Raw genomic sequence first — 22,557 nt, 5'->3', positions numbered from 1 at the left:
GGCTTCCTGGAAGGGCCGGCGTCCGGCGCGCGGTTCGACGCGCGAGGGCGAACCTTTCGATCCCCGTCGCCTCTTCGAGGGCGGGAGGTCGGCCGAGGAGGAGCGAATTCATGAATTTCGAGAAGTACACCGAGCGGGCGCGGGGCTTCGTGCAGTCGGCGCAGTCGCTGGCCCTTCGCGAGGGCCATCCGCAGCTGGCGCCCACCCACGTGCTGAAGGTGCTGCTCGACGATCCCGAGGGCCTGTGCGCGGGCCTGATCGACCGGGCCGGCGGCCAGTCGCGCGTGGCGCTCGCCCAGACCGAGGCCTGGCTCGCCAAGCAGCCGAAGGTGTCGGGCGGCGCCTCGCAGCCGCAGGCGACCCGCGAGCTGATGCGCCTGTTCGACACCGCCGAGAAGGCCGCCGAGAAGGCGGGCGATTCCTACGTCACCGTGGAGCGCCTGCTGCTGGCGCTCGCGGTCGAGAAGGACAGCGACGCCGGCAAGATCCTGGCGGCGTCCGGCGTCACCGCGGCCTCGCTCAACGGCGCCATCAACGCGTTGCGCAAGGGCCGCACCGCCGACAACGCGACCGCCGAGAACGCCTACGACGCGCTGAAGAAGTATGCCCGCGACCTCACCGAGGCGGCCCGCGAGGGCAAGCTCGATCCGGTGATCGGCCGCGACGAGGAGATCCGCCGCACCATCCAGGTGCTGTCGCGGCGCACCAAGAACAACCCCGTCCTCATCGGCGAGCCCGGCGTCGGCAAGACCGCCATCGTCGAGGGCCTGGCCCTGCGCATCGTCGACGGCGACGTGCCGGAAAGCTTGCGCGACAAGCAGCTCCTCGCCCTCGACATGGGCGCGCTGATCGCCGGCGCGAAGTATCGCGGCGAGTTCGAGGAGCGGCTGAAGGGCGTGCTCTCGGAGGTGACCGCCGCCGAAGGCCAGATCGTGCTGTTCATCGACGAGATGCACACGCTCGTCGGCGCCGGCAAGGCGGACGGGGCGATGGACGCCTCGAACCTGCTCAAGCCCGCGCTCGCCCGCGGCGAGTTGCACTGCGTCGGCGCGACCACGCTCGACGAGTACCGCAAGCACGTCGAGAAGGACGCGGCTTTGGCTCGCCGCTTCCAGCCGGTCTTCGTCTCGGAGCCGACCGTCGAGGACACGGTCTCGATCCTGCGCGGCATCAAGGAGAAGTACGAGCAGCATCACGGCGTGCGGATCCAGGATTCGGCGCTCGTGGCGGCCGCGACCCTGTCGAACCGCTACATCACCGACCGCTTCCTGCCCGACAAGGCGATCGACCTCGTCGACGAGGCCGCCTCGCGCCTGCGCATGCAGGTCGATTCGAAGCCCGAGGAGCTCGACAGCATCGATCGCGAGATCGTGCGGCTGAAGATCGAGGCCGAGGCCCTGAAGAAGGAGACCGACACCGCCTCCCGCGACCGCCTGGTGCGGCTGGAGAAGGAGCTCGGCGACCTCGAGGAGCAGTCGGCCGCGATCACCGCGCGCTGGAAGGCCGAGAAGGACAAGCTCGGCCGCGCGGCGGAGCTGAAGAAGAAGCTCGACGAGGCGAGGAACGACCTCGCGGCCGCGCAGCGCCAGGGCCAGTACCAGAAGGCGGGCGAACTCGCCTACGGCATCATCCCGGGGCTCGAGCGCGAGCTATCCGAGATCGAGGCAAAAGGGAACGAGGGACTTGGCGCGGACGGGTCCCGCGGCAACGGCTCGGGGATGATGGAGGAGGCGGTGACGCCGAGCCACATCGCCGGGGTCGTGTCGCGCTGGACCGGCGTGCCGGTCGACAAGATGCTGGAGGGCGAGCGCGAGAAGCTGCTCGGGATGGAGGCGGCTTTGGGCAAGCGCGTCGTCGGCCAGCACGAGGCGGTGGTGGCGGTGGCGACCGCCGTCCGGCGCGCCCGCGCGGGCCTGCAGGACCCGAACCGGCCGATCGGCTCGTTCATGTTCCTCGGCCCCACCGGCGTCGGCAAGACCGAGCTGACGAAGGCGCTCGCCGGCTTCCTGTTCGACGACGACACGGCGCTCGTGCGCATCGACATGTCCGAGTACATGGAGAAGCACGCGGTCGCCCGCCTGATCGGCGCGCCTCCGGGCTATGTCGGCTACGAGGAGGGCGGGGCGCTGACCGAGGCCGTGCGGCGCCGGCCCTACCAGGTCGTGCTGTTCGACGAGGTCGAGAAGGCGCATCCGGACGTGTTCAACGTCCTGCTGCAGGTCCTCGACGACGGGCGGCTCACCGACGGGCAGGGGCGGACGGTCGATTTCCGCAACACGCTGATCGTCATGACGTCGAATCTCGGCTCCGAGTACCTCGTCAACCAGCCCGAGGGCCAGGACACCGACGTGGTGCGCGACGACGTGATGAACGTGGTCCGCTCGCACTTCCGGCCGGAATTCCTGAACCGGGTCGACGAGATCATCCTGTTCCACCGCCTGCAGCGGCAGGAGATGGGGGCGATCGTCGACATCCAGCTCGGGCGCCTGGCGAAGCTCCTGGAGGATCGCAAGATCACCCTCGACATCGAGCCCGACGCCCGCGCCTGGCTCGCCGACAAGGGCTACGACTCGGCCTACGGCGCGCGCCCGCTGAAGCGGGTGATCCAGAAGGCGGTGCAGGACCCGCTCGCCGAGCAGATCCTGGCCGGCCGCGTCCATGACGGCGAGACGGTGCCGGTGCGCCTCGGCCCCGCCGGGCTGTTCATCGGCGACCAGTCGGTTTCGCCGGACGAGCGCCGGCCGGCGCGTGCCCTGCTGAACTGACGCTGTCGTCAGAGGATCCGCCTCTTCACAGGGGGCGGGTCCCTTCTTCATGGCTTGCCTGTTCGATGGGCCCACATCCTACCATTCCACCCGCCGCCTGCACCTCAGGATGAGGTCGCGGGTGGAAACGGGGGCTCGCATTGCCGCCGCCGCCAAGTGAGATGCCCTTCAGCAGCCGAGCTGCCGCGCCAGATCCGCCAAGTCCGACGCGGCGATGTCGACCGGTACCAGCGGTGCCGGCTCGCCGGTGCCCGGGCCGCTCTCCCCGGGCCGGGCGACGTGGGCGGTGGCGAGCCCGCAGGCGGCTGCCGCCGCGAGGTCGGAGGAGTGGGCCGCCACCATCATCACCTCGTCCGGCCGGAGCCGCAGCGACTCGACGGCGCGGAGATAGACGGCGGGCTTCGGCTTGTAGTCCTGGGCGATCTCGGCCCCGAGCACCGTGTCCCAGGGCAGGCGGTTGCGGCGGGCATGCGCGATGGCAAGCCGCACATGCGCGTTGGAGCACGGCGCCAGCAGGTATTGTTCGCGCAGTCGCGCCAGGGCGTCCGGCACCTCGGGCCAAGCGTCGAGCCGGTGCCAGGCGAGGACCAGGTCCCGCCGGATCTCCGGCGGCACCGCGTCGGCGAGGTTCAGGCCGGCCAGCACGCCCTCCAGGCTCTCGCCGTGCAGGGTATCGAGGTCGGTGTACGGGCGGGCGCCCTGGCGGATCGGCTCCATGCCGGGCTGGTAGCGGTCGCGCCAGGCCCGCGCGAAGGCGGCGCCGTCGAGGTCGGGCCGGAACGGCGCGAGGAGCCGGGAGGCCTCTCGGGCGACGCCGCCGTGCCAGTCGAGCAGGGTACCGAAAACGTCGAAGACGAGGGCCTGGATCGCCATGCGGACAACCTCCGGGGGTGGATCGCGTCGTCCGGGTTATCGGCCGCGCCGGTCGCGCTTCAAGCCCGCCTGCCGTGATCCATCACCATCGGGTGAGCGAGGCCGGCGGAAGGCCGGGATCGGGCGGACATTTACCATCCGTTAACGACGTCGTCAGAGCATGCCCGGCATGTCGAGCCAGCACAAATCACCCCCGTCGTCCAAGAAGCAGACAGCTCCCCGGAACACCGTTCTGAGGGACGAGATGGATGTGTTGCTGCAAGGGCTGCGCTCCCGCCCCACCCTGATCGAGGAATGGGCGCGGGATGTGCAGCGGGATGATTCGGCCGAGCGGGCCGTGAAGCGGCTGACACAGCTCAAGGCCAGCGGCAAGATGTGAGAATGACTTCGTGCGGTCGCACGCGGACGGCGAACGCGCGGGATGGATTTCACGCAGCGGTTCGCGAGGGCGGCGCATGTTCAGGCTCTGGCGGCCTGTAGGCGGAAGCGATCGTCAGATACTCGACTGAGCACGACTCGGATCGTCCGGTATCGGACGAATACCATAGTCGGTACTTCGCTCGTCGCCGGGTCCGATCGATCGAGCCGGCAGACCTCGAGCCCGCCGGCGTCATTCCGGGTTCCGCTGCGCGGCCTCGGAATGACGCCGGCGGGTGTCAGGTCCGCGGCATTGGGATCGAACCGCCCTTCAGCGCCGGCGCACGAAGCCGACGATGTCCTTCACGGCGGCGATGTTCGGGGCGGCGATCGCCTCGGCCCGCGCCGCACCGTCGGCCAGCACCGAATCGATGTGGCCGGGATCGGCGACCAGACGCTGCATCTCGGCGCCGATCGGGCCGAGCTTCGCCACCGCGAGATCGACCAGCGCTCCCTTGAAGGCCGAGAACTGGGCGCCGCCGTAATCCCGCAGCACGTCCTCGCGGGTCGCGTCGTTGAGCGCCGCGAAGATGCCCACGAGGTTGTCGGCCTCCGGCCGCTTCTCGAGGCCGGCGATCTCCGAGGGAAGGGGCTCGGCATCGGTCTTGGCCTTGCGCACCTTCTGGGCGATGGCGTCCGAATCGTCGGTGAGGTTGATGCGCGAGTAGTCGGACGGGTCCGATTTCGACATCTTCTTCGTGCCGTCGCGCAAGGACATCACCCGGGCGGCCGGCCCGCCGATCAGCGGCTCGGTGATCGGGAAGAACGCCTCGCCGTGGCCCTGCGCGGCGATCGCGCCCGCGAAGTCGTTGTTGAACTTCTGGGCGATGTCGCGGGTGAGTTCGAGGTGCTGCTTCTGGTCCTCGCCGACCGGCACGTGGGTGGCGCGGTAGGCCAGGATGTCGGCCGCCATCAGCACCGGATAATCGTAGAGGCCGACGCTGGCGTTCTCGCGGTCCTTGCCGGCCTTCTCCTTGAACTGCGTCATGCGGTTGAGCCAGCCGAGGCGGGCGACGCAGTTGAAGATCCAGGCGAGCTCGGCGTGCTGCGGCACCTGGCTCTGGTTGAACACCACGGAGCGGGCCGGGTCGATGCCGGCCGCCAGGAACGCCGCGGTCACCTCGCGGATCTGGCGCGTCAGCTCGGCCGGGTCCTGCCAGACCGTGATCGCGTGCAGGTCGACGACGCAGTACAGGCACTCGTACTGCGCCTGCATGGCGACGAAGCGCTTGATCGCGCCGAGATAGTTGCCGAGGTGCAGGTTTCCGGTCGGCTGGACGCCGGAGAAGACCAGTTCCTTGAACGCGGGCATCGTGATCGTCGTCCCTTGGGTCGGTCCCTGGCCGAGGGCTGTCACAATCCCGCGGGCGCGGCGTTCTGGACCGTTCCGGAAGGGGGGTCAAGCGGGCGGAATCAGGGGTGCAGAGCCGCCGTGCCCTGCGGCTTGCGCGCCTCCGTCCGGGCTTGGCCGGTGGGGCAGAGGTCGAGCACGGCGCAATCCCCGCAGGCCGGGTTGCGGTGGAAGCAGCAGCGCTGCCCGTGCAGCATCAGGACCTCGTGATTGTCGTACAGGCGCTGCGCATCCCAGTCCGCCGGCAGCTGGGCGCGGAGGATCGCGTGGGCGGGGCCGACATCGACCTTCTGGCCGATCAGGCCGGTGCGCTGCGCCACGCGGTGGTGGTGGCTGTCGACCGGCAGGGCCGGCATCCGCAGGCTGCTGAACGACAGCACCGCCGCGCTGGTCTTCGGCCCGATCCCGGGGATCGCCTCGAGCCAGGTCCGCGCCTCCGGCACCGGAAGATCGCGCAGGAAGCCGAGGTCGAGGCTCCCCGCCCGCGCCTGCACGGCGCGCAGCACCGCCTGGATGCGGGGCGCCTTCAGCTCGGGCCAGGTCACGCCGGAGATCAGCGCCTGCACCTCCTCGGTCGGCGCGGCGGCGAGCGAATCCCAGTCGTTGAAGCGCGCCCGCAGGGCCTTGAAGGCCCGGCCCGAATCGGCGTTGCGGGTGCGGTGCGACAGGAGCGAGGAGATCAGCTCGCTCACCGGGTCGAGGTCGTGGAAGTACGGGATCGGGCAGCCATAGACCCCGCACAGGCGGCGGTGGATGGCCAGGGCCTTCTCGGCGAGGTCGGCGGGTGCGGCGCTCATGACGGGGTGAATCGCCGAAGTCCCGCCCCCGTTCCGCCTGCGGCACCGCGTCCCTGTGCTGGCCTGTCTATGCTTGGCCTGTCCATGCTTGGCCCGATTATGCCCGGCCCGACTTGTCCTCGTCCTTCCTGCGCTCGTAGCGCAGCAGCAGCGGCGTCTGGGCCAGCGCGAAGGCGATGGTGATCGGCATGATGCCGAACACCTTGAAGCTGACCCAGAAATCGGTGGTCTGGGTGCGCCACACCACCTCGTTCACGCCCGCGAGGAAGAAGAAGAACAAGCCCCAGCGGAAGGTGAGCTTGCGCCAGCCCTCCTGGGTGAGGTCGAACACGCTGTCGAGCACCAGGGCCAGCAGCGGCCGGCCGAAGGCGAGGCCGCCGAGCAGCACCGCGCCGAACAGGCTGTTCACGATGGTGGGCTTGAGCTTGATGAACAATTCGTCGCGCAGGAGCAGCGTCAGCCCGCCGAACACCACCACCACGACGCCCGAGACGAGCGGCATGATCGGCAGCCGCCGCACCCAGACGTAGTGGATCGCGAGCGCCGCCAGGGTCGCGACGATGAACAGCCCGGTCGCCACGAACAGGCGCTGGTCGGCCGCGAAGCCGAACTTCTCGGCGTAGGCGTTGCCGAGGAAGAAGACCCCGAGGGGGCCGAGCTCCAGGGCGAGCTTGGCGAGGGGCGGCAGATGGGTCTGCGGCGGGACGGCTTCGATCTGCATGGGGCGGGGGCGACGCTCCTCTCGACGCGCTGAGGCGGGTTTCCGACCGCGCAGGTGGGCCCGCGCCGCGCCTCGCGCAACGGGAGGATGGCCATAGACCGGCGCGGCCGATCCATCCATCCCCCAAACCGCACCCGGGATCCGGCCTAACGGCCTTCAGGCCGCATCTCCGGCTGGAGCGCGGCGGTGCGGCGGCGCTCGCAGGCGACCTTCAGGTAGGTCTCGCCCCCGCGCACGAGGCCGCTGCGCGCCGCCAGGGTCTCGCCCTGCATCAGGCACGCGATGGGCGTCGGCGCGGGTGCGACCGCGATGTCGAGGGCGGTCTCGCGGGAGCAGTCCGGCGCCGCGAGCGCCCCGGCGCAGACCAGGGCCACGGTGAGAAAGTCCGACATGCCACCTCCACCGGCCGCGCGCCATCGGGCGGCGGAGGTCCGGACCGGAGGGAGGCTCGCCGCGCCGGGGAGAGGCAGCGATTCGCGTGCCAGGATCGGACGGCACCCGTGAGCCGCGACGCTTTGTTGCATCGCAGCAAGCCGTGCGGCCGGTCCCGGCCGCCTCAGCGCAGGTCGTTCCACCAGCCGGCGAAGCTCTGCGAGGGGAGGGCGCCCGGCCCGCTCTCCTCCCGGCCGAGCCGCCGGTACTCGCTCGGGGAGAGGCCGTGAGCGACCTTGAAGGCGCGGCTGCAATCGGACTCGCTCGAGAAGCCGCAGGCATGGGCGAGCTCGGCGATCCGGCCGGGCTCGTCGGGCCGCGCCAGCAGGGTGCGCAGCCGGGCCAGCCGGCGGGCGCGGATGGCGCGGGCGACGCCGCCGCTCGCCTCGAAGGCGCGGTAGAGCGCGGAACGCGACACGCCGATGGCCCGTGCGACCTCCTCCGGCGTCGTTCCCAGATGCGCGTCGATGTAGTGCCGCGCCCTGCGGCGGCAAGCCGCCGCGCCGGCCGTCCGCACCGCCTCCGCGCCCGGCGGAGCGTGGCCCGAGAGCGAGAGGCCGAGAAGGTCCGAGGTCACCCGCGACAGCCGCTGGCGGGCGCCTGCACCGTGGAGGTGCATCTCCTCGGGCAGGGCGCCGAGGAATTGCGTCAGCAGGCGCGCGCGGTCCCGCGGCAGGACGGCGCCGTGCAGGCGCCCCGGCTCGGGCACGACCGCCTCGATCTCCTCGCGGGGTACCGACAGCGTCAGCACGCGGGCGCGACCGGCCCGCGTCTCCATCGGCCGGCTCATGTCGATGAGGGCGAACTCGCCCGGCTCGACGATCCGGCTGCCCTCCGGCGTGTCGACCGCCAGGGTGCCGTCCAGGACGAGCTGCGCCGTGAAATGGTCGAAGCCGTTGCGCAGGACCCTGCGGGGCGAGCGGACATGCGCGACGCCCCGCATCTGCCGGTCGAACAGGATCATGTCGCCGAGGCGCTCGGCCGCGACCGCGACCGCGAAGGCCTCGTCGAGCCGCACCGCGTCGGCCACCATCGCGTAGAGATCGTGATAGGCCTCGAACCCGCCCTGGCCGGACGGAGACGCGGTGGCGGTCGAGAAGTGCAGGCCCGCCGTTCGGCGAACCGTCGCTGCTGGCTCGGACATGGATCGCTCGGCCGAGTTGTCGTGACTTGGCGTTAGGGCCAGAGGATCGTGCAAAGCAAGATCGAAACCGCCACATCCGTAGCCGGATGCGAGACCGCCGGTCGCCCGGCCGGCCATCGCCTGGCCGGTCCGGGGCCGATCGGCGCATGCCCGGCGGGCGAATGTGCACGGCGTCTCGATTCCTAGGCCCGGCGTCTCGTCCTGCCGCTGCGGCATCGACAGCGGCCGCGTCTTCGGCTTGGACCATATTCCTGCCCCGTCACCTCGCGCATCCGGCCGCCATGGACGAACTGACCTACGCCATCGGCGACGTCCACGGCTGTGCCGACGCCCTCGAGAGCCTGCTCGACCGGATCGCGGCGCACGGCGCGGGCCTGCGGCGCCGGCTGGTCTTCCTCGGCGACTACATCGACAAGGGCCCGGAGAGCGCCCGTGCGGTCGCGATCGTCCGGCGGTTGCAGGCGGCGGATCCCGAGGCCGTGGTGTGCCTGATGGGCAACCGGGAAGCGTTCCTGCTGCAGGCCGCGCGCGATCCCCGCCGGGCGGGGGCCTGGATCACGACCGGCGGCGACCGCACCCTCGCCTCCTACCGCGCCGCGCGAGTCGCCGACCTGCCGGCCGACGAACTGGCCTGGATCGCCGGGCTGAGGACCGTCCACGAGGATGCGCTGCGCTACTACGTCCATGCCGGCTTCCGGCCGGGCCGCCGCGGCATCGATCCGAGCGTGAAGGCCCGCCTGTGGATCCGCGAGCCGTTCCTGTCCGCGGACTTCGATTTCGGCAAGCACGTCGTCCATGGGCACACGCCGTGCTACGCGGGCGTCCCGGAACGCCATCTCTACCGCACCAACCTCGACACCGCCGCGGTGCGGACCGGCCGCCTGACCGCCGCGGTCTTCGACCGGACCGATCCCGGCCCCGTCGCGTTCCTGCAATCGCGGGCGGCCTGACGCGGGCGGCGGATTTTGCGCCTTGACGCCGACGCGACCAGTGGGTCTAAAGACCCGCCCGTCACTGACGTCTCGTGGTCGCTGAGCAATGGTTTGCCGGCACTCGGCCTCGCGGGCTCTCGCCGGTGTAGCACAGCGGTAGTGCAGCGGTTTTGTAAACCGAAGGTCGGGGGTTCGATCCCCTCCGCCGGCACCAGACCCTTCCGATCGGCCGGCGCATCGCGTCCCGCCGGCACGGGGGCTGCCACGATTTCCTGCCGGATAGCGCCTTGCCGAGCCTTCGGCACGCGCCGGGCCCGAGCACGAGGAGTCCCATCAGCATGACCGCACTTCCCAAGGTCGCCTTCATCGGCACCGGCGGCACCCTCTCGTCGGTGGGCCGAGACGGCCTCGACATCCTCGACTACACCGCCACCGGCGAGCGCCTGGAGGCCGAGGAGATCCTGGCGCGGATCCCCGAGACCCGCGCGGTGGCCGAGGTGGTGGCGGTCCGCTACCGGGCGGTGACGAGCCCGGGGGTCGGCTTCTCCGACTGGCGCACGCTGGTCCTGCTCTGCGAGCGGCTGGCGCGGGAGCACCCGGACCTCGCCGGCATCGTGATCGGGCACGGCACCGCGACCCTGGAGGAGACCGCCTACGCGCTGAGCCTCACCCTGACGGTCGACCTGCCGGTGGTGCTGGTCGGCTCGCAGCGGCCGATCAGCGCCCTGTCGAGCGATGCCGGCCTCAACCTCGTCGCGGCCCTGCGCACCGCGGCGGCGCCGGATTCGCGCGGGCGCGGCGTGCTGGTGGTGCTCAACGACGAGATCCAGGCCGCCCGCGAGGTGACCAAGACCTCGGTCGCCCGGATGCAGACCTTCCGCACGCCGGATTTCGGCGTGCTCGGCCAGGTCGACGGGCCGCATGTGCGCTACTACCGCCGGGCGGAGCGGCGCCACGCCCCCGGCACGCCCTTCGACATCCGGGACCTCGACGCGCTGCCGCGGGTCGACATCGCCTATTCCCACGCCGACGCCGACGGCACGGCGGTGCGGGCCTTCGTGCAGGCGGGGGCGCGGGGCATCGTCTCGGCCGGGCTCGCCCCCGGCATGACGACGCCGGCGGAAGCCGAGGCGCTCGCTCGGGCGGTGGAGGCCGGCCTCGCGGTGGTGCAGTCGACCCGGGCCGGCAGCGGCGTCGTCCCGCCGACGCGGCGCCTGGCCGAGCTCGGCATCCTCAGCGCCGACAACCTGACGCCGCAGAAGGCCCGCATCCTGCTGGCCCTCGCCCTCACGGTGACCCGCGATCCCGCCGCCCTGGCGGAGATCTTCTCGGTGTACTGAGCGGCACGACGTCGCGAGACCGCGGGCTGCGCTCGCGGGTCGAGCGGCCGCCGATTGCCAGGCGAGCGGCCGGTGCAATAGGGTCTCATGGCCGGGCCCACGACTGCCCCCGCGGGTCGGTCCGGCGGCAGGTCGGGCCAGCGCAGTCTGAACACCTCCGTCGAGGCCCGGCCTGCTCGCGAGGGGAGGGAACCCGCCACATGGTGCGCCTGAACGAGATCCGGGCCGGCGAGGTCGCGGTGGCACCGCCCGCGACCGTGGATGCGGGGCTCGTCTTCATCGGCCGCATCCATACCCCCTGGATCGACCGGCTCGGCTGCCCGCGCCAGGGCAGGGCCGACGGCCCGGCCTGCCGGATCGAGGTCTTCCCGCCCTGGCGCGAGGCCCTCGACGGCGTCTCGCTCTACGAGCGTCTCGAGATCCTGTACTGGCTCGACCGGTCGCGGCGCGACCTCGTGCGCCAGAGCCCGGCCGACGACGGCACCACGCGCGGCACCTTCTCCCTGCGTTCGCCGGTGCGACCGAACCCGATCGGCACCAGCATCGTCCACCTGATCCGGGTCGAGGACGGGGTCGTCCACGTGCGCGGGCTCGACTGCCTCGACGGCACGCCGCTCCTCGACATCAAGCCCGACCGCACCCTGTTCACGCCCCTGGCGCCGCCCCAGGCGGGGGATGACGCGGTCGGCGACGCGTGAGGATCGCGAGCGCGCTCGCCCTCGTCCTGCCGCTCCTCGGCGCGCCGGCCGGGGCCTCTGACGGGCCGGTGCGGGCGACGGTCGGCGAGGCCGCCGCGGACCCCCTGCCGGTGCAGGAGGTCGCGCCCGGCGTCTTCGTCTACGCCGCGCCCTACGCGCTGGCCGGGCGCGGCAATGCCGGCGCCATCGCCAATGTCGGCTTCGTGATCGGCCGCGACGCGGTCGCGGTGATCGATACCGGCGGCAGCCTGGCGGCGGGGCGACGCCTGCTCGCGGCCCTGCGCGAGCGCACCGCCCTGCCGGTGCGCTACGTGATCAACACCCACGTCCACCCCGATCACGTGCTCGGCAACGCCGCCTTCGCGGACGGGGGCGCGACCTTCGTCGGCCACCGCGCCCTGCCGGAGGCGCTGGCGGCGCGGACGGATTCGTACCTGCGGGCCAATGCCGACCTCGTCGGCCCCGACTTCGCGGGCACCCGGATCGTGCCGCCAACGCTGCTGGTCTCGACGCGCCTCGACCTCGACCTCGGCGGGCGGGTGCTGCATCTCGAGGCCTGGCCGACCGCCCACACCAACAGCGACCTCACCGTGCGCGACGAGGGCAGCGACACCTGGTTCCTCGGCGACCTGCTGTTCGTTGGCCACGTCCCCGCCCTCGACGGGCGCCTCACCGGCTGGATCGCGACCCTGCGCGCCCTGCGGGCGCGGCCCGCCGCCCGGGTCGTGCCGGGGCACGGGCCCGCCGCCGTCCCGTGGCCGGCCGCCGCGGGGCCGATCGACCGCTACCTCGCGGCCCTGGACGAGCAGGTGCGGGCGATGGTGCGCGACGGCACACCGATCGGCGAGGCCGGCCGCGCCGCCCGGGACGAGGCGGGGGCGTGGGCCCTGTTCGACGACTTCAACGCCCGCAACGCCACCGCCGCCTACCAGGAATTGGAGTGGGAGTAGACGACGACCTACGGTTAAGTGCGCCCGGCGAGGCAACCGCGGCCCCCGCCCGCCACGTTCGTACACGACCGGTTGATGTTGCGCGGCACAATTTCTATGCTGCCATGCAGCATTGAGCGGATGTATACCTTAGTTATGGATTTGGGGGCCGGCCGGACCCGCCCTGCGGCAGGCTGGTGTGTTGACGGCGTCCCAATTTCTCTTAGAGTTCCTTCAAGCTTCGGTTTCAACGGTGCCGCCGGGGGAAGGCGGTGTTCGGTTCGCAGACACGGCAAGGCCCTTCAGGGCTCCTCTCGCGCCAGCTTCGCTGGCCGCCGGTTGTGACACGCTGCCGAAGCCAACGACATCCCCAAAACGCTAATAACAGGAAACGGCTCGTTGCGTCCCCTCTGGGCGCACGGCGGAATGCACCTGTCGGAGGAATCCATGAGAGCGGTTCATCTTCTTGCGCTGGGCGCGGGCATTCTCGGCGTCACCCCGGCGCTGGCCAACGACGACGTGCTGAAGCGCTCGGCCAATCCGGCCGAGCAGGTCCTTCAGACGGTCGACTACGCCAACACCCGCTATTCCAAGCTCGACCAGATCAACACCGGCAACGTCAACAAGCTGCAGGTGGCCTGGACGTTCTCGACCGGCGTGCTGCGCGGCCACGAGGGCTCGCCGCTGGTCGTCGGCGACGTGATGTTCGTGCACACGCCGTTCCCGAACATCGTCTACGCGCTCGACCTCAACCAGGAGGGCAAGATCCTCTGGAAGTACGAGCCGAAGCAGGATCCCAACGTCATCCCGGTGATGTGCTGCGACACGGTGAACCGTGGCCTGGCCTATGCCGACGGCGCGATCTTCCTGCACCAGGCCGACACCACCATCGTGTCGCTCGACGCCAAGACCGGCAAGGTCAACTGGTCGGTGCAGAACGGCGATCCGAAGATCGGCGAGACCAACACCGCCACCGTGATGCCGGTGAAGGACAAGCTGATCGTCGGCATCTCGGGCGCCGAGTACGGCATCCGCGGCCACATCACCGCCTACGACCTCAAGACCGGCAAGCAGGCCTGGCGCGCCTACAACGTCGGCCCCGACGCCGAGATGAAGATCGACCCGGAGAAGACCACCGAGCTCGGCAAGCCGGTCGGCAAGGACTCGTCGATCAAGACCTGGGAAGGCGACCAGTGGAAGACCGGCGGCGCCTCGACCTGGGGCTGGTACTCCTACGACCCGAAGCTGAACCTGGTCTATTACGGCACCGGCAACCCCTCGACCTGGAACCCGAAGCAGCGCCCGGGCGACAACAAGTGGTCGATGACGATCTTCGCCCGTGACGCCGATACCGGCGTGGCGAAGTGGGTCTACCAGATGACCCCGCACGACGAGTGGGACTACGACGGCATCAACGAGATGATCCTCACGGATCAGAAGGTCGGCGACAAGGAGCGGCCGCTCCTGACCCACTTCGACCGTAACGGCTTCGGCTACACCCTCGACCGCGCCACCGGCGAGCTGCTCGTCGCCGAGAAGTACGATCCGGCGGTGAACTGGGCCACCAAGGTCGATCAGGACAAGTCCTCGAAGACCTACGGCCGTCCGCTCGTCGTCGCCAAGTACTCGACCGACCAGAACGGCGAGGACACCAACTCGAAGGGCATCTGCCCGGCGGCGCTGGGCTCCAAGGACCAGCAGCCGGCGGCCTTCTCGCCCAAGACCAACCTGTTCTACGTGCCGACCAACCACGTCTGCATGGACTACGAGCCGTTCCGGGTGAGCTACACCCCGGGCCAGCCCTATGTCGGTGCGACCCTGTCGATGTACCCGGCGCCCAACAGCCACGGCGGCATGGGCAACTTCATCGCCTGGGACAACGTGGCCGGCAAGATCAAGTGGTCGGTGCCCGAGCAGTTCTCGGTGTGGTCGGGCGCTCTCGCCACCGCCGGCGACGTGGTGTTCTACGGCACGCTCGAGGGTTACCTGAAGGCGGTCGACGCCAAGTCGGGCAAGGAGCTCTACAAGTTCAAGACCCCGTCGGGCATCATCGGCAACGTGATGACCTACCAGCACAAGGGCAAGCAGCAGATCGCCGTCCTGTCGGGCGTCGGCGGCTGGGCGGGCATCGGCCTGGCGGCCGGCCTGACCGACCCGAATGCCGGCCTCGGCGCGGTCGGCGGCTACGCCGCCCTGTCGAGCTACACCAACCTCGGCGGCCAGCTGACCGTCTTCACCCTGCCGAACTGACCGGCCTCACGGCCGATAGGGAAGCGGGCTGAGACCAAAGCATCTCAGACCTAAGTCCGGGCCGGCGCGGGTTCCCGCGCCGGCTCTCCCATGATTAGATGACGTTGACGACGGTGCCGCCGCGGCGTCTGCGGTGGCCACCCAAAGTTGTCAGGGAGAAACGTCCGTTGCGTGACCTCAGCAAAGCTGTCCTGCGGCCGTTCGTGGCCGGCCTCGCCCTAGCAGCCATCGGGATGGTTGCCGTACATGCTGAGGATGCCAAGAAGCCGGATCCGGCTCTCGCCAACCAGCTCAACCCCAACGACAAGTCCGCCGAGCCCGACGAGAAGCTGCTCGCCAAGGATGCCGCCGTGAAGGTGGAGGACGGCAAGTACTTCGACGCCGCCGGCGCGCCGACCTTCCACATCACCGACAACGGCAAGAAGGTCGACTGGTACACCTATTCGGGTTATCGCCGCTATCACGCCGAGTGCCACGTCTGCCACGGCCCGGACGGCATGGGCTCGACCTACGCCCCGGCGCTGAAGGACTCGCTGAAGACCCTCTCCTACGAGGAATTCGTCGGCATCGTCGTCGGCGGCAAGCAGGACGTGAACTCGTCGACCCAGAAGGTCATGCCGGCCTTCGGCGACAACAAGAACGTCACCTGCTACATGGACGACCTCTACGTCTACCTGAAGGCGCGGGCCGCCGGCGCGCTCGGCCGGGTGCGGCCGGGCGACAAGGAGGACAAGCCGGAGGCGGCGCGCAAGGCGGAGAAGGAGTGCCTGGGCGGCTGATGGCGCGGGTACCTCTCCCAGCGACGCTCCTGGCGGCCGGCCTCGCGCTGGCCGCCCCCGCGCGGGCGCAGAACCTGCCCGACCTCGTCACCCCCGACACCCTGCGGGTCTGCGCCGATCCCGGCAACATGCCGTTCTCGGAGCGCAAGGGGGACGGCTTCGAGAACCGCATCGCGCAGATCCTCGCCGACGAGCTGAAGGTGAAGCTGCGCTATTACTGGCTCACCCAGGGGCCAGGCTTCGTGCGCAACACGCTCGGCACCGGCCTGTGCGACGTCATCGTCGGCTCCGCCTTCGGCAGCGAGCTGGTGCAGCACACCAACCCCTATTACCGCTCTCCCTACGTCCTGGTGTCGCGCCGCGGCAGCTTCGATGGGCTGACCGGGCTCGACGACCCGCGCCTCAAGGGCAAGGCGATCGGCGTCATCGTCGGCACCCCGCCGGTCGACCGCATGGGCGCAGTCGGCCTCGTGCCGACGATGAAGCCCTATCCACCCTACCAGTTCGATCCGGCGCGCCCGCACCAGACCGTCTCGGCCGAGATCGTCGCCGACGTCGCCGCGGGCAAGCTCGACGCCGCGGTGCTGTGGGGCCCGGCCGCCGGCTGGCTCGCCAAGGAGGCCGGCAAGCAGGCCGGAGGCCTCGATGTCGTGCCGCTGCTGCGCGAGCCCGACCGGCCGCCGCTCTCCTACCGCATCGCCATGGGGGTGCGGCACGGCGAGAACGAGTGGAAGCGGGTCCTCAACACGGCGCTGCGCAAGCGCCGGGCCGAGATCGAGGCGGTCCTGCGCGACTACGCCGTGCCGCTCCTCGACGAGGAGGAGAACCGGCTGCTGCCGGCGGATCCCAAGCCGTGAGGCGGAGCGCCGCGGCGCTGCTGCTGGTCGTGGCGTCCTGCGCGGCCCAGGCGGCTCCGCCCGAGCCCGACGGGTACCGCCAGGAGGACTTCCGGAGCCCGACGCCCGCGGCCCTGCACGGTGCCGAGACCGTGAGCACGGGCGAGGCCGAGCGGTTGTGGCGGGCGGGCGTCGCCTTCGTCGACGTGCTGCCGCGCCCGCCCCGCCCGGCCACCCTGCCGCCCGGCACGATCTGGCGCGACGCTCCCCACGACAGCATCCCGCGCGCCCATTGGCTGCCCAATACCGGCTTCGGCGCGCTGGCGCCGCAGACCGAGGCGTATTTTCGCAGCGGCCTCGCGGCGGCGACCGGGGGCGACCGCGACAGGCCCGTGGTTCTGTTCTGCCAGCGGCACTGCTGGATGTCGTGGAACGCCGCCAAGCGCGCCCTCGCCCTCGGGTACCGCCGCGTCCGCTGGTACCCGGACGGCACCGACGGCTGGGCCGAGGCCGGCCTGCCCCTCGAACGGGCGAGCCCGGCCGCACCGTGACGCTCGGCCCCGGCCGTGGCATGCAGGCGGACGCGAGACCCGGGAAGGACGGCATTCATGAAGAGCGAACGCGTCGCCATCGTCACCGCCGGCGGCAGCGGCATGGGGGCCGCGGCCGCCCGCAAGCTGGCGGCGGACGGATTCAAGGTCGCGATCCTGTCCTCGTCGGGCAAGGGCGAGGCCCTGGCCGAGGCTCTCGGCGGAGTCGGGGTGACGGGCTCGAACCGCTCGGTCGAGGACCTGACCCGCCTCGTCGAGCGCGCCATGGAACGCTGGGACCGGGTCGACGTGCTCGTCAACAGCGCCGGCCACGGGCCGAAGGGCCCGCTCCTCGACCTCACCGACGAGGACTGGACCCGCGGGATGGAGGTCTACTTCCTCAACGTGGTGCGGCCGACCCGCCTCGTGACGCCGATCATGCAGCGCCAGGGCGGGGGTGCGATCATCAACATCTCGACCTTCGCGGCCTTCGAGCCCGAGCAGGCCTTCCCGACCTCGGGAGTGTTCCGCTCGGGGCTCGCCGCCTTCACCAAGCTCTTCTCCGACCGCTACGCCCCCGACAACATCCGCATGAACAACGTCCTGCCGGGCTTCATCGACAGCCTGCCGGAGAAGCCGGGCATCCGCGAGCGCATCCCGCTCGGCCGCTACGGGCGGGAGGGCGAGATCGCCGCCGTGGTCTCGTTCCTCGCCTCGGACGGGGCGGGCTACATCACCGGGCAGAACCTCCGGGTGGATGGCGGGATCACCCGGTCGGTGTAGGGCGTCAACGCGAACCTGGATCCGCCTCCGGCTCGATCCCGCTCCGGTCGAGCCGCGCCAGCGCCTCGGCCACCGTCTCCCCCCCGATCACCAGGGCCGGGGCGATCTCGGCCAGCGGCACCAGCACGAAGGCGCGCTCGCGCAGGAAACGGTGGGGCAGCACCAGGCGCTCGTCGCTGACGGTCGCGCCGGCATAGTGCAGCACGTCGATGTCGATCACCCGCGGGCCCCAGCGGCGCTCGCGCACCCGGCCGAGGCGGGTCTCGGCGGACAGGCAGGCCTCCAGCAGTGCGTGGGGCGAGAGCGTCGTCTCGATCCCGATCGCGGCGTTGAGGAACCAGTCCTGGTCGGTGTCGCCCCAGGGCGGGGTGCGGTAGTGGCGCGAGCGGGCCGTCACCGCGAGGCCGGGCGTGGCGGCGAGCGCCGCTACCGCTGCGTCGAGCATCGCGGCCTTGTCGCCGAGGTTGCTGCCGAGACCCAGGTAAGCCTCAGCCACGGCGCGTCCTCGTGATCTCGACCGCGACGCCGTCGAGCACCAGCGGCACCGGCGCGCCCGGCTTGTCGATCCGCACGGTCAGGCTGTCGAGGGCCGGGAAGGCGGCGAGGGCCTCCCGGGCGATCGTCTCGGCCAGGGCCTCGATCAGGCGGAAGCGGCGCTCGGTGGCGATGCGGTGGGCTAGCGCGGCGAGGTCGGCGTAGCTCACGGTCGCGCCGATCGCGTCGGTCCGGCCGGCCTCGCCGAGATCGAGGCGGGCGTCGAGCGAGAGGTAGAAGCGCTGGCCGAGCACCTCCTCCTCCGGCAGCACGCCGTGCCGGGCGAAGACCGCGAGGCGGTGGATCAGGATGCGGTCCAAAGGTCTCAGGCTCCGGCGCGGGAGGCGGGCCGCGTGATCGCGTCGACCACCTGGCAGGCCTCGACGTGGGGGCGCACGTCGTGGACGCGGACGATGTCGGCCCCCAGCGACGCGGCGGCGACGTGGGCGGCGATCGAGCCGAAGAGCCGGTCGGCCGGCGCGGTCGCGGCGTTGTGGATGCGCCCGAGCACCGACTTGCGCGACACGCCAACGAGGAGCGGGAAGCCGAGCGCCTTGAGCTCGGGCAGGCGCCGCAGGGCCTCGAGGTGCTGCTCCCAGCTCTTGCCGAAGCCGATGCCGGGATCGAGCACGATGTCGCGGTCGGGGATGCCGGCCCGGCGGGCGATGGCGAGCGAGCGCTCGAAGAAGGCCCGCATCTCGTCCAGGATGTCGAGGCTCGGATCGACGCTCTCGCGGTTGTGCATCACGACGACCGGCGCGCCGTGATGGGCCGCGACGACCGCGATCTCCGGCTCCCGCTGCAGGCCCCAGACGTCGTTGACGATGCGCGCCCCCGCCCTCAGGGCCGCGTCCGCGGTCGAGGCCTTGTAGGTGTCGATCGAGATCGGGACGGGGAGGGCGGGGCCGAGCGCCCGGATCGCCGGCAGCACCCGGGCCTGTTCCTCCTCGGCCGGTACCGGGACGTGGCCGGGCCTCGTCGATTCGCCGCCGATGTCGAGGAGGGCCGCGCCCTCCTGCACCAGGCGGTCGGCCTGCTCCCGCGCGGCGTCGAGGTCCTGGAAGCGGCCGCCATCCGAGAACGAGTCCGGGGTGACGTTGAGGATGCCCATCACCAGGGTGCGTCGGCCGAGATCCGGCAGGAGGTTGGCGAGGGAAGACGCGGAGGGCGCGGTCACGGGGCGGTGATCCTCGAACGGTGATCCTCGGGCGGGCGCACCCCGGGATAGGCCGGGGGGAGCGCGCGCGCAACGGCGCCGGGAGCCCCCGCGATGCGGCGGGATGCGGTCCGAAGCGGCGTCGCGCCAGGGGCTTACCCTGGTGCCGGGCCGACGCGTCCTCTACATTGGTCGAAGCCCCGAGAGAGGGCGCGAACCCGGGAGAACGCCATGAGAGTGCTGTCGGCGAGCGTGCTGCCGGCCCTGGCGGTGGTGGCGGTGCTGGCCGGGCCGGCATCGGCGCAGGACGAGCGGCCCGAGACCACCTGGACCGAGCTGCGCCCCTCCGTCCTGGGCGACCGCCCGATCCGGGACGGGGCCGGGCTGGTCGGCCTGGAGGCGCCCCGGCGCGCCGAGGACGCCGCCATCGTGCCGGTCACCTTGCGGATCGCGCTGCCCGAGGGCGATGCCCGCCGCGTGAAGAGCCTGACCCTCGTGGTGGACGAGAACCCCTCGCCGGTGGTCGGCACGATCCGGTTCGCGGTGCCGCAGCGCCACTTCGACCTCTCCACCCGCATCCGGGTGAATTCCTACTCCTACGTCCGCGCCATCGCCGAGACCGAGGACGGCGCGCTCTACATGACCAAGGCCTACGTCAAGGCGGCGGGCGGCTGCTCGGCGCCGGTGGTCAAGGACCCGGCCGAGGCCAAGGCCCATCTCGGCCGGATGCGCTTCCGCGCCTTCGCGGATCGCGGCGAGGCCCAGGTCCAGGTCCGCCACCCGAACTATTCCGGCCTGCAGATGGACCAGGTGACCCGGCTCTACACCCCGGCCTGGTTCGTCGAATCCCTGAGCGTGCGCCAGGGCGAGACGCCGCTCTTCTCGATGACCGGCGGCATCTCGATCAGCGAGGACCCGACCTTCCGCTTCACCTACGCGGGCAATGCCGAGCCCGTGACGGTGGCGGCCAAGGACACCGAGGGGCGGGTGTTCACGCAGACCTTCCCGGCGGGCGGCGGGACGTGACGGATCGAACATCCGTGAGGGAGACCGGGACGATGCGGCTCGGTTACGTGATCCTGTACGTTCCCGACGTCGGGGCGAGCGTCGCGTTCTACGGGCGCGCCTTCGGGCTCTCGCCGCGCTTCGTCCACGAGAGCGGGCAGTACGCCGAACTCGAGACCGGCGCCACGGCGCTGGCCTTCGCGGAGGAGCGGTTCGTCGCCCGGACCTGCCCGGGCTTCCGCCTCAACCGCCGGTCCGAGGCGCCGGCGGGCGTCGAGGTCGGCCTGGTCGCCGACGACGTTCCGGCCGCCTTTGCCCGGGCCGTGGCGGCGGGCGCGCTGCCGGTCTCCGAGCCGGCGACGAAACCCTGGGGCCAGGTCGTCGCCTATCTGCGGGACGGCGACGGCGTGCTGGTGGAGCTGTGCAGCGCCATGGGCGGGTGATCCGCCCGGTCCCTCGCGGCCGGATGCGATCCGGGTCGCGGGCGGCGCCATTCCCCTCTCGTCACGGTTTCGTCGGCCGCATCACCCCGTCGGCATCGCGGCGCAGGGGCGCGGGCTGGAGCGGCAGCGGCGCGCCCGGCACCGCCTCGGCGCTGACCCCGTGCGGCCAGTCCGCCGGCGCGATCGCGACGTAGCGGGCGAAGCCGCCGGTGCCGCCGAGAGGCTTGGCGAAGCCGATGGCGATCAGGGCGCCGGCCTCCGGCACCTGATCGAGGTTCGTCACCCCCTCGCCTTGAGCGAAGTTGTTGTGCATCAGCCAGGCCTCGCCCTCGAGGTTCGGCGTCGTGTCGGTGTCGAGCGGCTCGTGGCCGTGGAACAGGATCTTGCGCTCGAGGTGCAGGAATTGCAGCGCCGCGAGGCTCACGCCGGGAAACGGCTTCTGCCGGAACCGCTCGGCCTCCGCCCAGCGCTTCGACCAGTCCGAGCGCACCATCACCACGGCGCCCGCCGGGATGCGGCCGTGTTTCTCCTCCCACGCCGCGATGTCGGCGACCTGGAGGTGATAGCCTTCGTCCCGCGCCACCTTCGGCGAGATGTCGATGACCGCGAGCGGCCGCAGGGTGTAGGTCGCCGGCAGGTCGCTGATCGTGGCGCCGCGCGGATTCCAGTGCGCCGGCGGGTCGAGCTGGGTGCCGTACTGGTCGGTCGGCAGGTCGTAGGCGGTCGCGACGAAGCCGTGGGTCTCGTAGGTGAAGACGTCGCCTTCCTTGGCAAACCCCTCCAGGGTGCGGCCGGCCTGCGCCGGCTTGAACCGGGCGCCGGCGAAGCCCGGCCAGACCGGCTGCACCGGCGCGAAGGCGTGGGTGAGATCGATGTACTTCGCCGAGCGCAGCGTCCGGTCGTAGAGCGACCAGAGGGAGAGGTCGTCCGCCGCGGCTGGACCCAGACCCAGGAGGACGCTCGCCAGGAGAGCCGCGCTGCGCATCGACACCATGTCCTCGCCCCTCCCGCGGGATGTCCGACGGCAGAGTGGCCGCCCCCGGAACGGAGCGCAACGACCGTGACGACCGTCGGTGCGCACCGCGCCAGCCTCGCCCAGGCTCACGGCAAGGGCTGCCGATGTCAGGACGGGGCGGGGTGTCGAGGCAGTCGCAATCGTATATTGGGACGCCGTTGCATGTACGGAATACAGATTTCCAATATACCAATTTGAAACATACCGGTTCATCATGCATCAAGATCATCGACGCTGGATCGCGGCGTTCGATGGCGATGAATGGAGCGGCTGAATGACTACGAGCACCGACGGACTCTTCATTTCTTCTGCGACCTTGATGCGCATGCCGGATGACGTTCGGGAAACGATCCTGGCCTTCGTCGTGGGACACCGGGACGGATCGGGCGGCGGCGACGCCGGGACCCCGACCAGCCCGGGTCATGCGCACCCGCAGCCCGGAACTCCCGACGACGACGGCTTCGCCGACCTGACGCCTCGACATGCCCGCCGGTACATCGCCGGCTGCGGCGAGAAGACCAGGGCGGCCATCGAGGCGATCGCGCGCAGCGACACCCGCTACTTCCAGGTCAGCGACGTCGCGGCGGCGGTCGGCTGTGCCGCGCACGAGCTGCGCGGGGTGTGGGGCGGCCTGACGCGCCGGGTGAAGACGGTCACCGGCGATGCCGACGCCTACCTCGTCTACTGGGACGGATCGGAGCCGGTCTTCGACGACGCCGGCACGTACGTGGACCAGCGCGGCGAGGTCACCGAACTGACCCACAAGTCGCTCCGCAAGGCGCTCGGGTTGTAGGCACCGCCCCGTCCCCGATCATGGCCTGCGCCGC

General features: G+C 71.2%; 24 protein-coding genes and 1 tRNA gene. 15 read left to right on the top strand and 10 right to left on the bottom strand.

Annotated features, from left to right (window positions below; all coding sequences use genetic code 11):
* The first annotated feature begins 110 nt into the window (after nt 1-110).
* A complete protein-coding gene (clpB, locus tag DK419_RS17895; protein ID WP_109960287.1) occupies nt 111-2,765 on the top strand; it encodes an ATP-dependent chaperone ClpB in 2,655 nt (884 codons plus the stop codon).
* A 168-nt stretch (nt 2,766-2,933) separates the two neighbouring features.
* Here the strand turns inward: clpB and DK419_RS17890 are convergent, their stop codons facing one another.
* Nucleotides 2,934-3,638: a haloacid dehalogenase type II gene (locus DK419_RS17890; protein ID WP_109960286.1), complete on the bottom strand. Its 705-nt coding sequence runs from the start codon at nt 3,636-3,638 to the stop codon at nt 2,934-2,936.
* Between the two features lie 244 nt (nt 3,639-3,882).
* On the opposite strand from DK419_RS17890, the gene DK419_RS29840 reads away from it, so the two are divergent.
* Entirely contained in the window at nt 3,883-4,017 is a 135-nt protein-coding gene (locus DK419_RS29840; RefSeq protein WP_280953902.1) for a hypothetical protein, read from the top strand.
* A 309-nt stretch (nt 4,018-4,326) separates the two neighbouring features.
* On the opposite strand, the gene trpS is transcribed toward DK419_RS29840, so the two are convergent.
* From trpS to DK419_RS17865, 5 genes are all read right to left on the bottom strand, one after another.
* A complete protein-coding gene (gene trpS / locus DK419_RS17885; RefSeq protein ID WP_109960285.1) occupies nt 4,327-5,367 on the bottom strand; it encodes a tryptophan--tRNA ligase in 1,041 nt (346 codons plus the stop codon).
* Nucleotides 5,368-5,468: 101 nt separating this feature from the next.
* Nucleotides 5,469-6,203 (bottom strand): endonuclease III domain-containing protein, encoded by a 735-nt coding sequence (locus tag DK419_RS17880; RefSeq protein ID WP_109960284.1) that lies wholly within the window; start codon nt 6,201-6,203, stop codon nt 5,469-5,471.
* A 97-nt stretch (nt 6,204-6,300) separates the two neighbouring features.
* A complete protein-coding gene (locus DK419_RS17875) occupies nt 6,301-6,924 on the bottom strand; it encodes a septation protein A (protein ID WP_109960283.1) in 624 nt (207 codons plus the stop codon).
* A 146-nt stretch (nt 6,925-7,070) separates the two neighbouring features.
* Nucleotides 7,071-7,316 carry a hypothetical protein gene (locus DK419_RS17870; RefSeq protein ID WP_109960282.1) on the bottom strand — a complete coding sequence of 82 codons (246 nt, stop codon included), beginning with the start codon at nt 7,314-7,316 and terminating at the stop codon, nt 7,071-7,073.
* Between the two features lie 164 nt (nt 7,317-7,480).
* Entirely contained in the window at nt 7,481-8,500 is a 1,020-nt protein-coding gene (locus DK419_RS17865; RefSeq protein WP_162561300.1) for a helix-turn-helix domain-containing protein, read from the bottom strand.
* Nucleotides 8,501-8,781: 281 nt separating this feature from the next.
* Between DK419_RS17865 and DK419_RS17860 the strand changes: the two genes are divergently transcribed.
* The 10 genes from DK419_RS17860 to DK419_RS17815 all read left to right on the top strand — a co-directional run bounded on the left by DK419_RS17860 (nt 8,782) and on the right by DK419_RS17815 (nt 17,577).
* Complete coding sequence (locus DK419_RS17860; RefSeq protein WP_109960280.1) at nt 8,782-9,450, top strand: metallophosphoesterase family protein; 669 nt, start codon at nt 8,782-8,784, stop codon at nt 9,448-9,450.
* A gap of 121 nt (nt 9,451-9,571) precedes the next feature.
* Nucleotides 9,572-9,646 (top strand) — tRNA-Thr (locus DK419_RS17855).
* A 124-nt stretch (nt 9,647-9,770) separates the two neighbouring features.
* Complete coding sequence (locus DK419_RS17850; protein ID WP_109960279.1) at nt 9,771-10,772, top strand: asparaginase; 1,002 nt, start codon at nt 9,771-9,773, stop codon at nt 10,770-10,772.
* 200 nt (nt 10,773-10,972) lie between these two features.
* Nucleotides 10,973-11,470, top strand: coding sequence for a tRNA (N6-threonylcarbamoyladenosine(37)-N6)-methyltransferase TrmO (tsaA, locus tag DK419_RS17845; RefSeq protein ID WP_109960278.1), 498 nt, complete (start codon nt 10,973-10,975; stop codon nt 11,468-11,470).
* Between the two features lie 26 nt (nt 11,471-11,496).
* The gene (locus DK419_RS17840) at nt 11,497-12,420 is read left to right on the top strand and encodes a quinoprotein relay system zinc metallohydrolase 2 (protein WP_425352674.1); all 924 of its coding nucleotides are present in this window, start codon (nt 11,497-11,499) and stop codon (nt 12,418-12,420) included.
* A 426-nt stretch (nt 12,421-12,846) separates the two neighbouring features.
* Nucleotides 12,847-14,649: a lanthanide-dependent methanol dehydrogenase XoxF5 gene (gene xoxF5 / locus DK419_RS17835; protein WP_109962365.1), complete on the top strand. Its 1,803-nt coding sequence runs from the start codon at nt 12,847-12,849 to the stop codon at nt 14,647-14,649.
* A gap of 167 nt (nt 14,650-14,816) precedes the next feature.
* A complete protein-coding gene (locus DK419_RS17830) occupies nt 14,817-15,428 on the top strand; it encodes a c-type cytochrome, methanol metabolism-related (protein ID WP_109960276.1) in 612 nt (203 codons plus the stop codon).
* Nucleotides 15,428-16,285 carry a rare earth element methanol dehydrogenase accessory protein XoxJ gene (xoxJ, locus tag DK419_RS17825; RefSeq protein ID WP_109960275.1) on the top strand — a complete coding sequence of 286 codons (858 nt, stop codon included), beginning with the start codon at nt 15,428-15,430 and terminating at the stop codon, nt 16,283-16,285. Before DK419_RS17830 ends, xoxJ begins: the two co-directional genes overlap by 1 nt.
* Entirely contained in the window at nt 16,282-16,815 is a 534-nt protein-coding gene (locus DK419_RS17820) for a PQQ-dependent catabolism-associated CXXCW motif protein (RefSeq protein WP_109960274.1), read from the top strand. Before xoxJ ends, DK419_RS17820 begins: the two co-directional genes overlap by 4 nt.
* Before the next feature lie 57 nt (nt 16,816-16,872).
* Nucleotides 16,873-17,577: an SDR family oxidoreductase gene (locus DK419_RS17815; protein ID WP_109960273.1), complete on the top strand. Its 705-nt coding sequence runs from the start codon at nt 16,873-16,875 to the stop codon at nt 17,575-17,577.
* 4 nt (nt 17,578-17,581) lie between these two features.
* On the opposite strand, the gene folK is transcribed toward DK419_RS17815, so the two are convergent.
* The 3 genes from folK to folP are packed head-to-tail and all read right to left on the bottom strand — an operon-like array spanning nt 17,582 to nt 19,222.
* Nucleotides 17,582-18,073 carry a 2-amino-4-hydroxy-6-hydroxymethyldihydropteridine diphosphokinase gene (gene folK, locus DK419_RS17810; RefSeq protein ID WP_109960272.1) on the bottom strand — a complete coding sequence of 164 codons (492 nt, stop codon included), beginning with the start codon at nt 18,071-18,073 and terminating at the stop codon, nt 17,582-17,584.
* Nucleotides 18,066-18,431, bottom strand: coding sequence for a dihydroneopterin aldolase (gene folB / locus DK419_RS17805; protein WP_109960271.1), 366 nt, complete (start codon nt 18,429-18,431; stop codon nt 18,066-18,068). The genes folK and folB overlap by 8 nt, the downstream gene beginning before the upstream one ends.
* 5 nt (nt 18,432-18,436) lie before the next feature.
* On the bottom strand, nt 18,437-19,222 hold the full coding sequence (gene folP, locus DK419_RS17800) for a dihydropteroate synthase (RefSeq protein ID WP_208642362.1): 786 nt from the start codon (nt 19,220-19,222) through the stop codon (nt 18,437-18,439).
* Nucleotides 19,223-19,498: 276 nt separating this feature from the next.
* On the opposite strand from folP, the gene DK419_RS17795 reads away from it, so the two are divergent.
* Together DK419_RS17795 and DK419_RS17790 are read left to right on the top strand one after the other, a co-directional pair.
* Complete coding sequence (locus DK419_RS17795) at nt 19,499-20,293, top strand: quinoprotein dehydrogenase-associated SoxYZ-like carrier (protein ID WP_109960269.1); 795 nt, start codon at nt 19,499-19,501, stop codon at nt 20,291-20,293.
* A 32-nt stretch (nt 20,294-20,325) separates the two neighbouring features.
* On the top strand, nt 20,326-20,715 hold the full coding sequence (locus tag DK419_RS17790) for a VOC family protein (RefSeq protein ID WP_109960268.1): 390 nt from the start codon (nt 20,326-20,328) through the stop codon (nt 20,713-20,715).
* A 61-nt stretch (nt 20,716-20,776) separates the two neighbouring features.
* On the opposite strand, the gene DK419_RS17785 is transcribed toward DK419_RS17790, so the two are convergent.
* On the bottom strand, nt 20,777-21,700 hold the full coding sequence (locus DK419_RS17785) for a cyclase family protein (protein WP_162561298.1): 924 nt from the start codon (nt 21,698-21,700) through the stop codon (nt 20,777-20,779).
* Between the two features lie 304 nt (nt 21,701-22,004).
* Between DK419_RS17785 and DK419_RS17780 the strand changes: the two genes are divergently transcribed.
* The gene (locus DK419_RS17780; RefSeq protein WP_162561296.1) at nt 22,005-22,523 is read left to right on the top strand and encodes a hypothetical protein; all 519 of its coding nucleotides are present in this window, start codon (nt 22,005-22,007) and stop codon (nt 22,521-22,523) included.
* The last annotated feature ends 34 nt before the right edge of the window (nt 22,524-22,557 follow it).

Source organism: Methylobacterium terrae, assembly GCF_003173755.1.
GTDB classification, from domain to species: Bacteria; Pseudomonadota; Alphaproteobacteria; order Rhizobiales; family Beijerinckiaceae; genus Methylobacterium; species Methylobacterium terrae.
This window is presented reverse-complemented; position numbering and strand designations above follow the sequence as displayed.

Excerpts from the sequence above, each read along its gene's own strand:
- DK419_RS17875 (WP_109960283.1), bottom strand. The coding sequence starts at position 6,924 with ATGCAGATCGAAGCCGTCCCGCCGCAGACCCATCTGCCGCCCCTCGCC.
- DK419_RS17785 (WP_162561298.1), bottom strand. The coding sequence starts at position 21,700 with ATGCGCAGCGCGGCTCTCCTGGCGAGCGTCCTCCTGGGTCTGGGTCCA.
- DK419_RS17850 (WP_109960279.1), top strand. The coding sequence starts at position 9,771 with ATGACCGCACTTCCCAAGGTCGCCTTCATCGGCACCGGCGGCACCCTC.
- DK419_RS17880 (WP_109960284.1), bottom strand. The coding sequence starts at position 6,203 with ATGAGCGCCGCACCCGCCGACCTCGCCGAGAAGGCCCTGGCCATCCAC.
- folP (WP_208642362.1), bottom strand. The coding sequence starts at position 19,222 with ATGGGCATCCTCAACGTCACCCCGGACTCGTTCTCGGATGGCGGCCGC.
- DK419_RS17865 (WP_162561300.1), bottom strand. The coding sequence starts at position 8,500 with ATGTCCGAGCCAGCAGCGACGGTTCGCCGAACGGCGGGCCTGCACTTC.
- trpS (WP_109960285.1), bottom strand. The coding sequence starts at position 5,367 with ATGCCCGCGTTCAAGGAACTGGTCTTCTCCGGCGTCCAGCCGACCGGA.
- DK419_RS17870 (WP_109960282.1), bottom strand. The coding sequence starts at position 7,316 with ATGTCGGACTTTCTCACCGTGGCCCTGGTCTGCGCCGGGGCGCTCGCG.
- DK419_RS17790 (WP_109960268.1), top strand. The coding sequence starts at position 20,326 with ATGCGGCTCGGTTACGTGATCCTGTACGTTCCCGACGTCGGGGCGAGC.
- DK419_RS17890 (WP_109960286.1), bottom strand. The coding sequence starts at position 3,638 with ATGGCGATCCAGGCCCTCGTCTTCGACGTTTTCGGTACCCTGCTCGAC.
- DK419_RS17860 (WP_109960280.1), top strand. The coding sequence starts at position 8,782 with ATGGACGAACTGACCTACGCCATCGGCGACGTCCACGGCTGTGCCGAC.
- clpB (WP_109960287.1), top strand. The coding sequence starts at position 111 with ATGAATTTCGAGAAGTACACCGAGCGGGCGCGGGGCTTCGTGCAGTCG.
- DK419_RS17815 (WP_109960273.1), top strand. The coding sequence starts at position 16,873 with ATGAAGAGCGAACGCGTCGCCATCGTCACCGCCGGCGGCAGCGGCATG.
- DK419_RS17795 (WP_109960269.1), top strand. The coding sequence starts at position 19,499 with ATGAGAGTGCTGTCGGCGAGCGTGCTGCCGGCCCTGGCGGTGGTGGCG.
- xoxF5 (WP_109962365.1), top strand. The coding sequence starts at position 12,847 with ATGAGAGCGGTTCATCTTCTTGCGCTGGGCGCGGGCATTCTCGGCGTC.
- tsaA (WP_109960278.1), top strand. The coding sequence starts at position 10,973 with ATGGTGCGCCTGAACGAGATCCGGGCCGGCGAGGTCGCGGTGGCACCG.
- DK419_RS17780 (WP_162561296.1), top strand. The coding sequence starts at position 22,005 with ATGACTACGAGCACCGACGGACTCTTCATTTCTTCTGCGACCTTGATG.
- DK419_RS29840 (WP_280953902.1), top strand. The coding sequence starts at position 3,883 with ATGGATGTGTTGCTGCAAGGGCTGCGCTCCCGCCCCACCCTGATCGAG.
- xoxJ (WP_109960275.1), top strand. The coding sequence starts at position 15,428 with ATGGCGCGGGTACCTCTCCCAGCGACGCTCCTGGCGGCCGGCCTCGCG.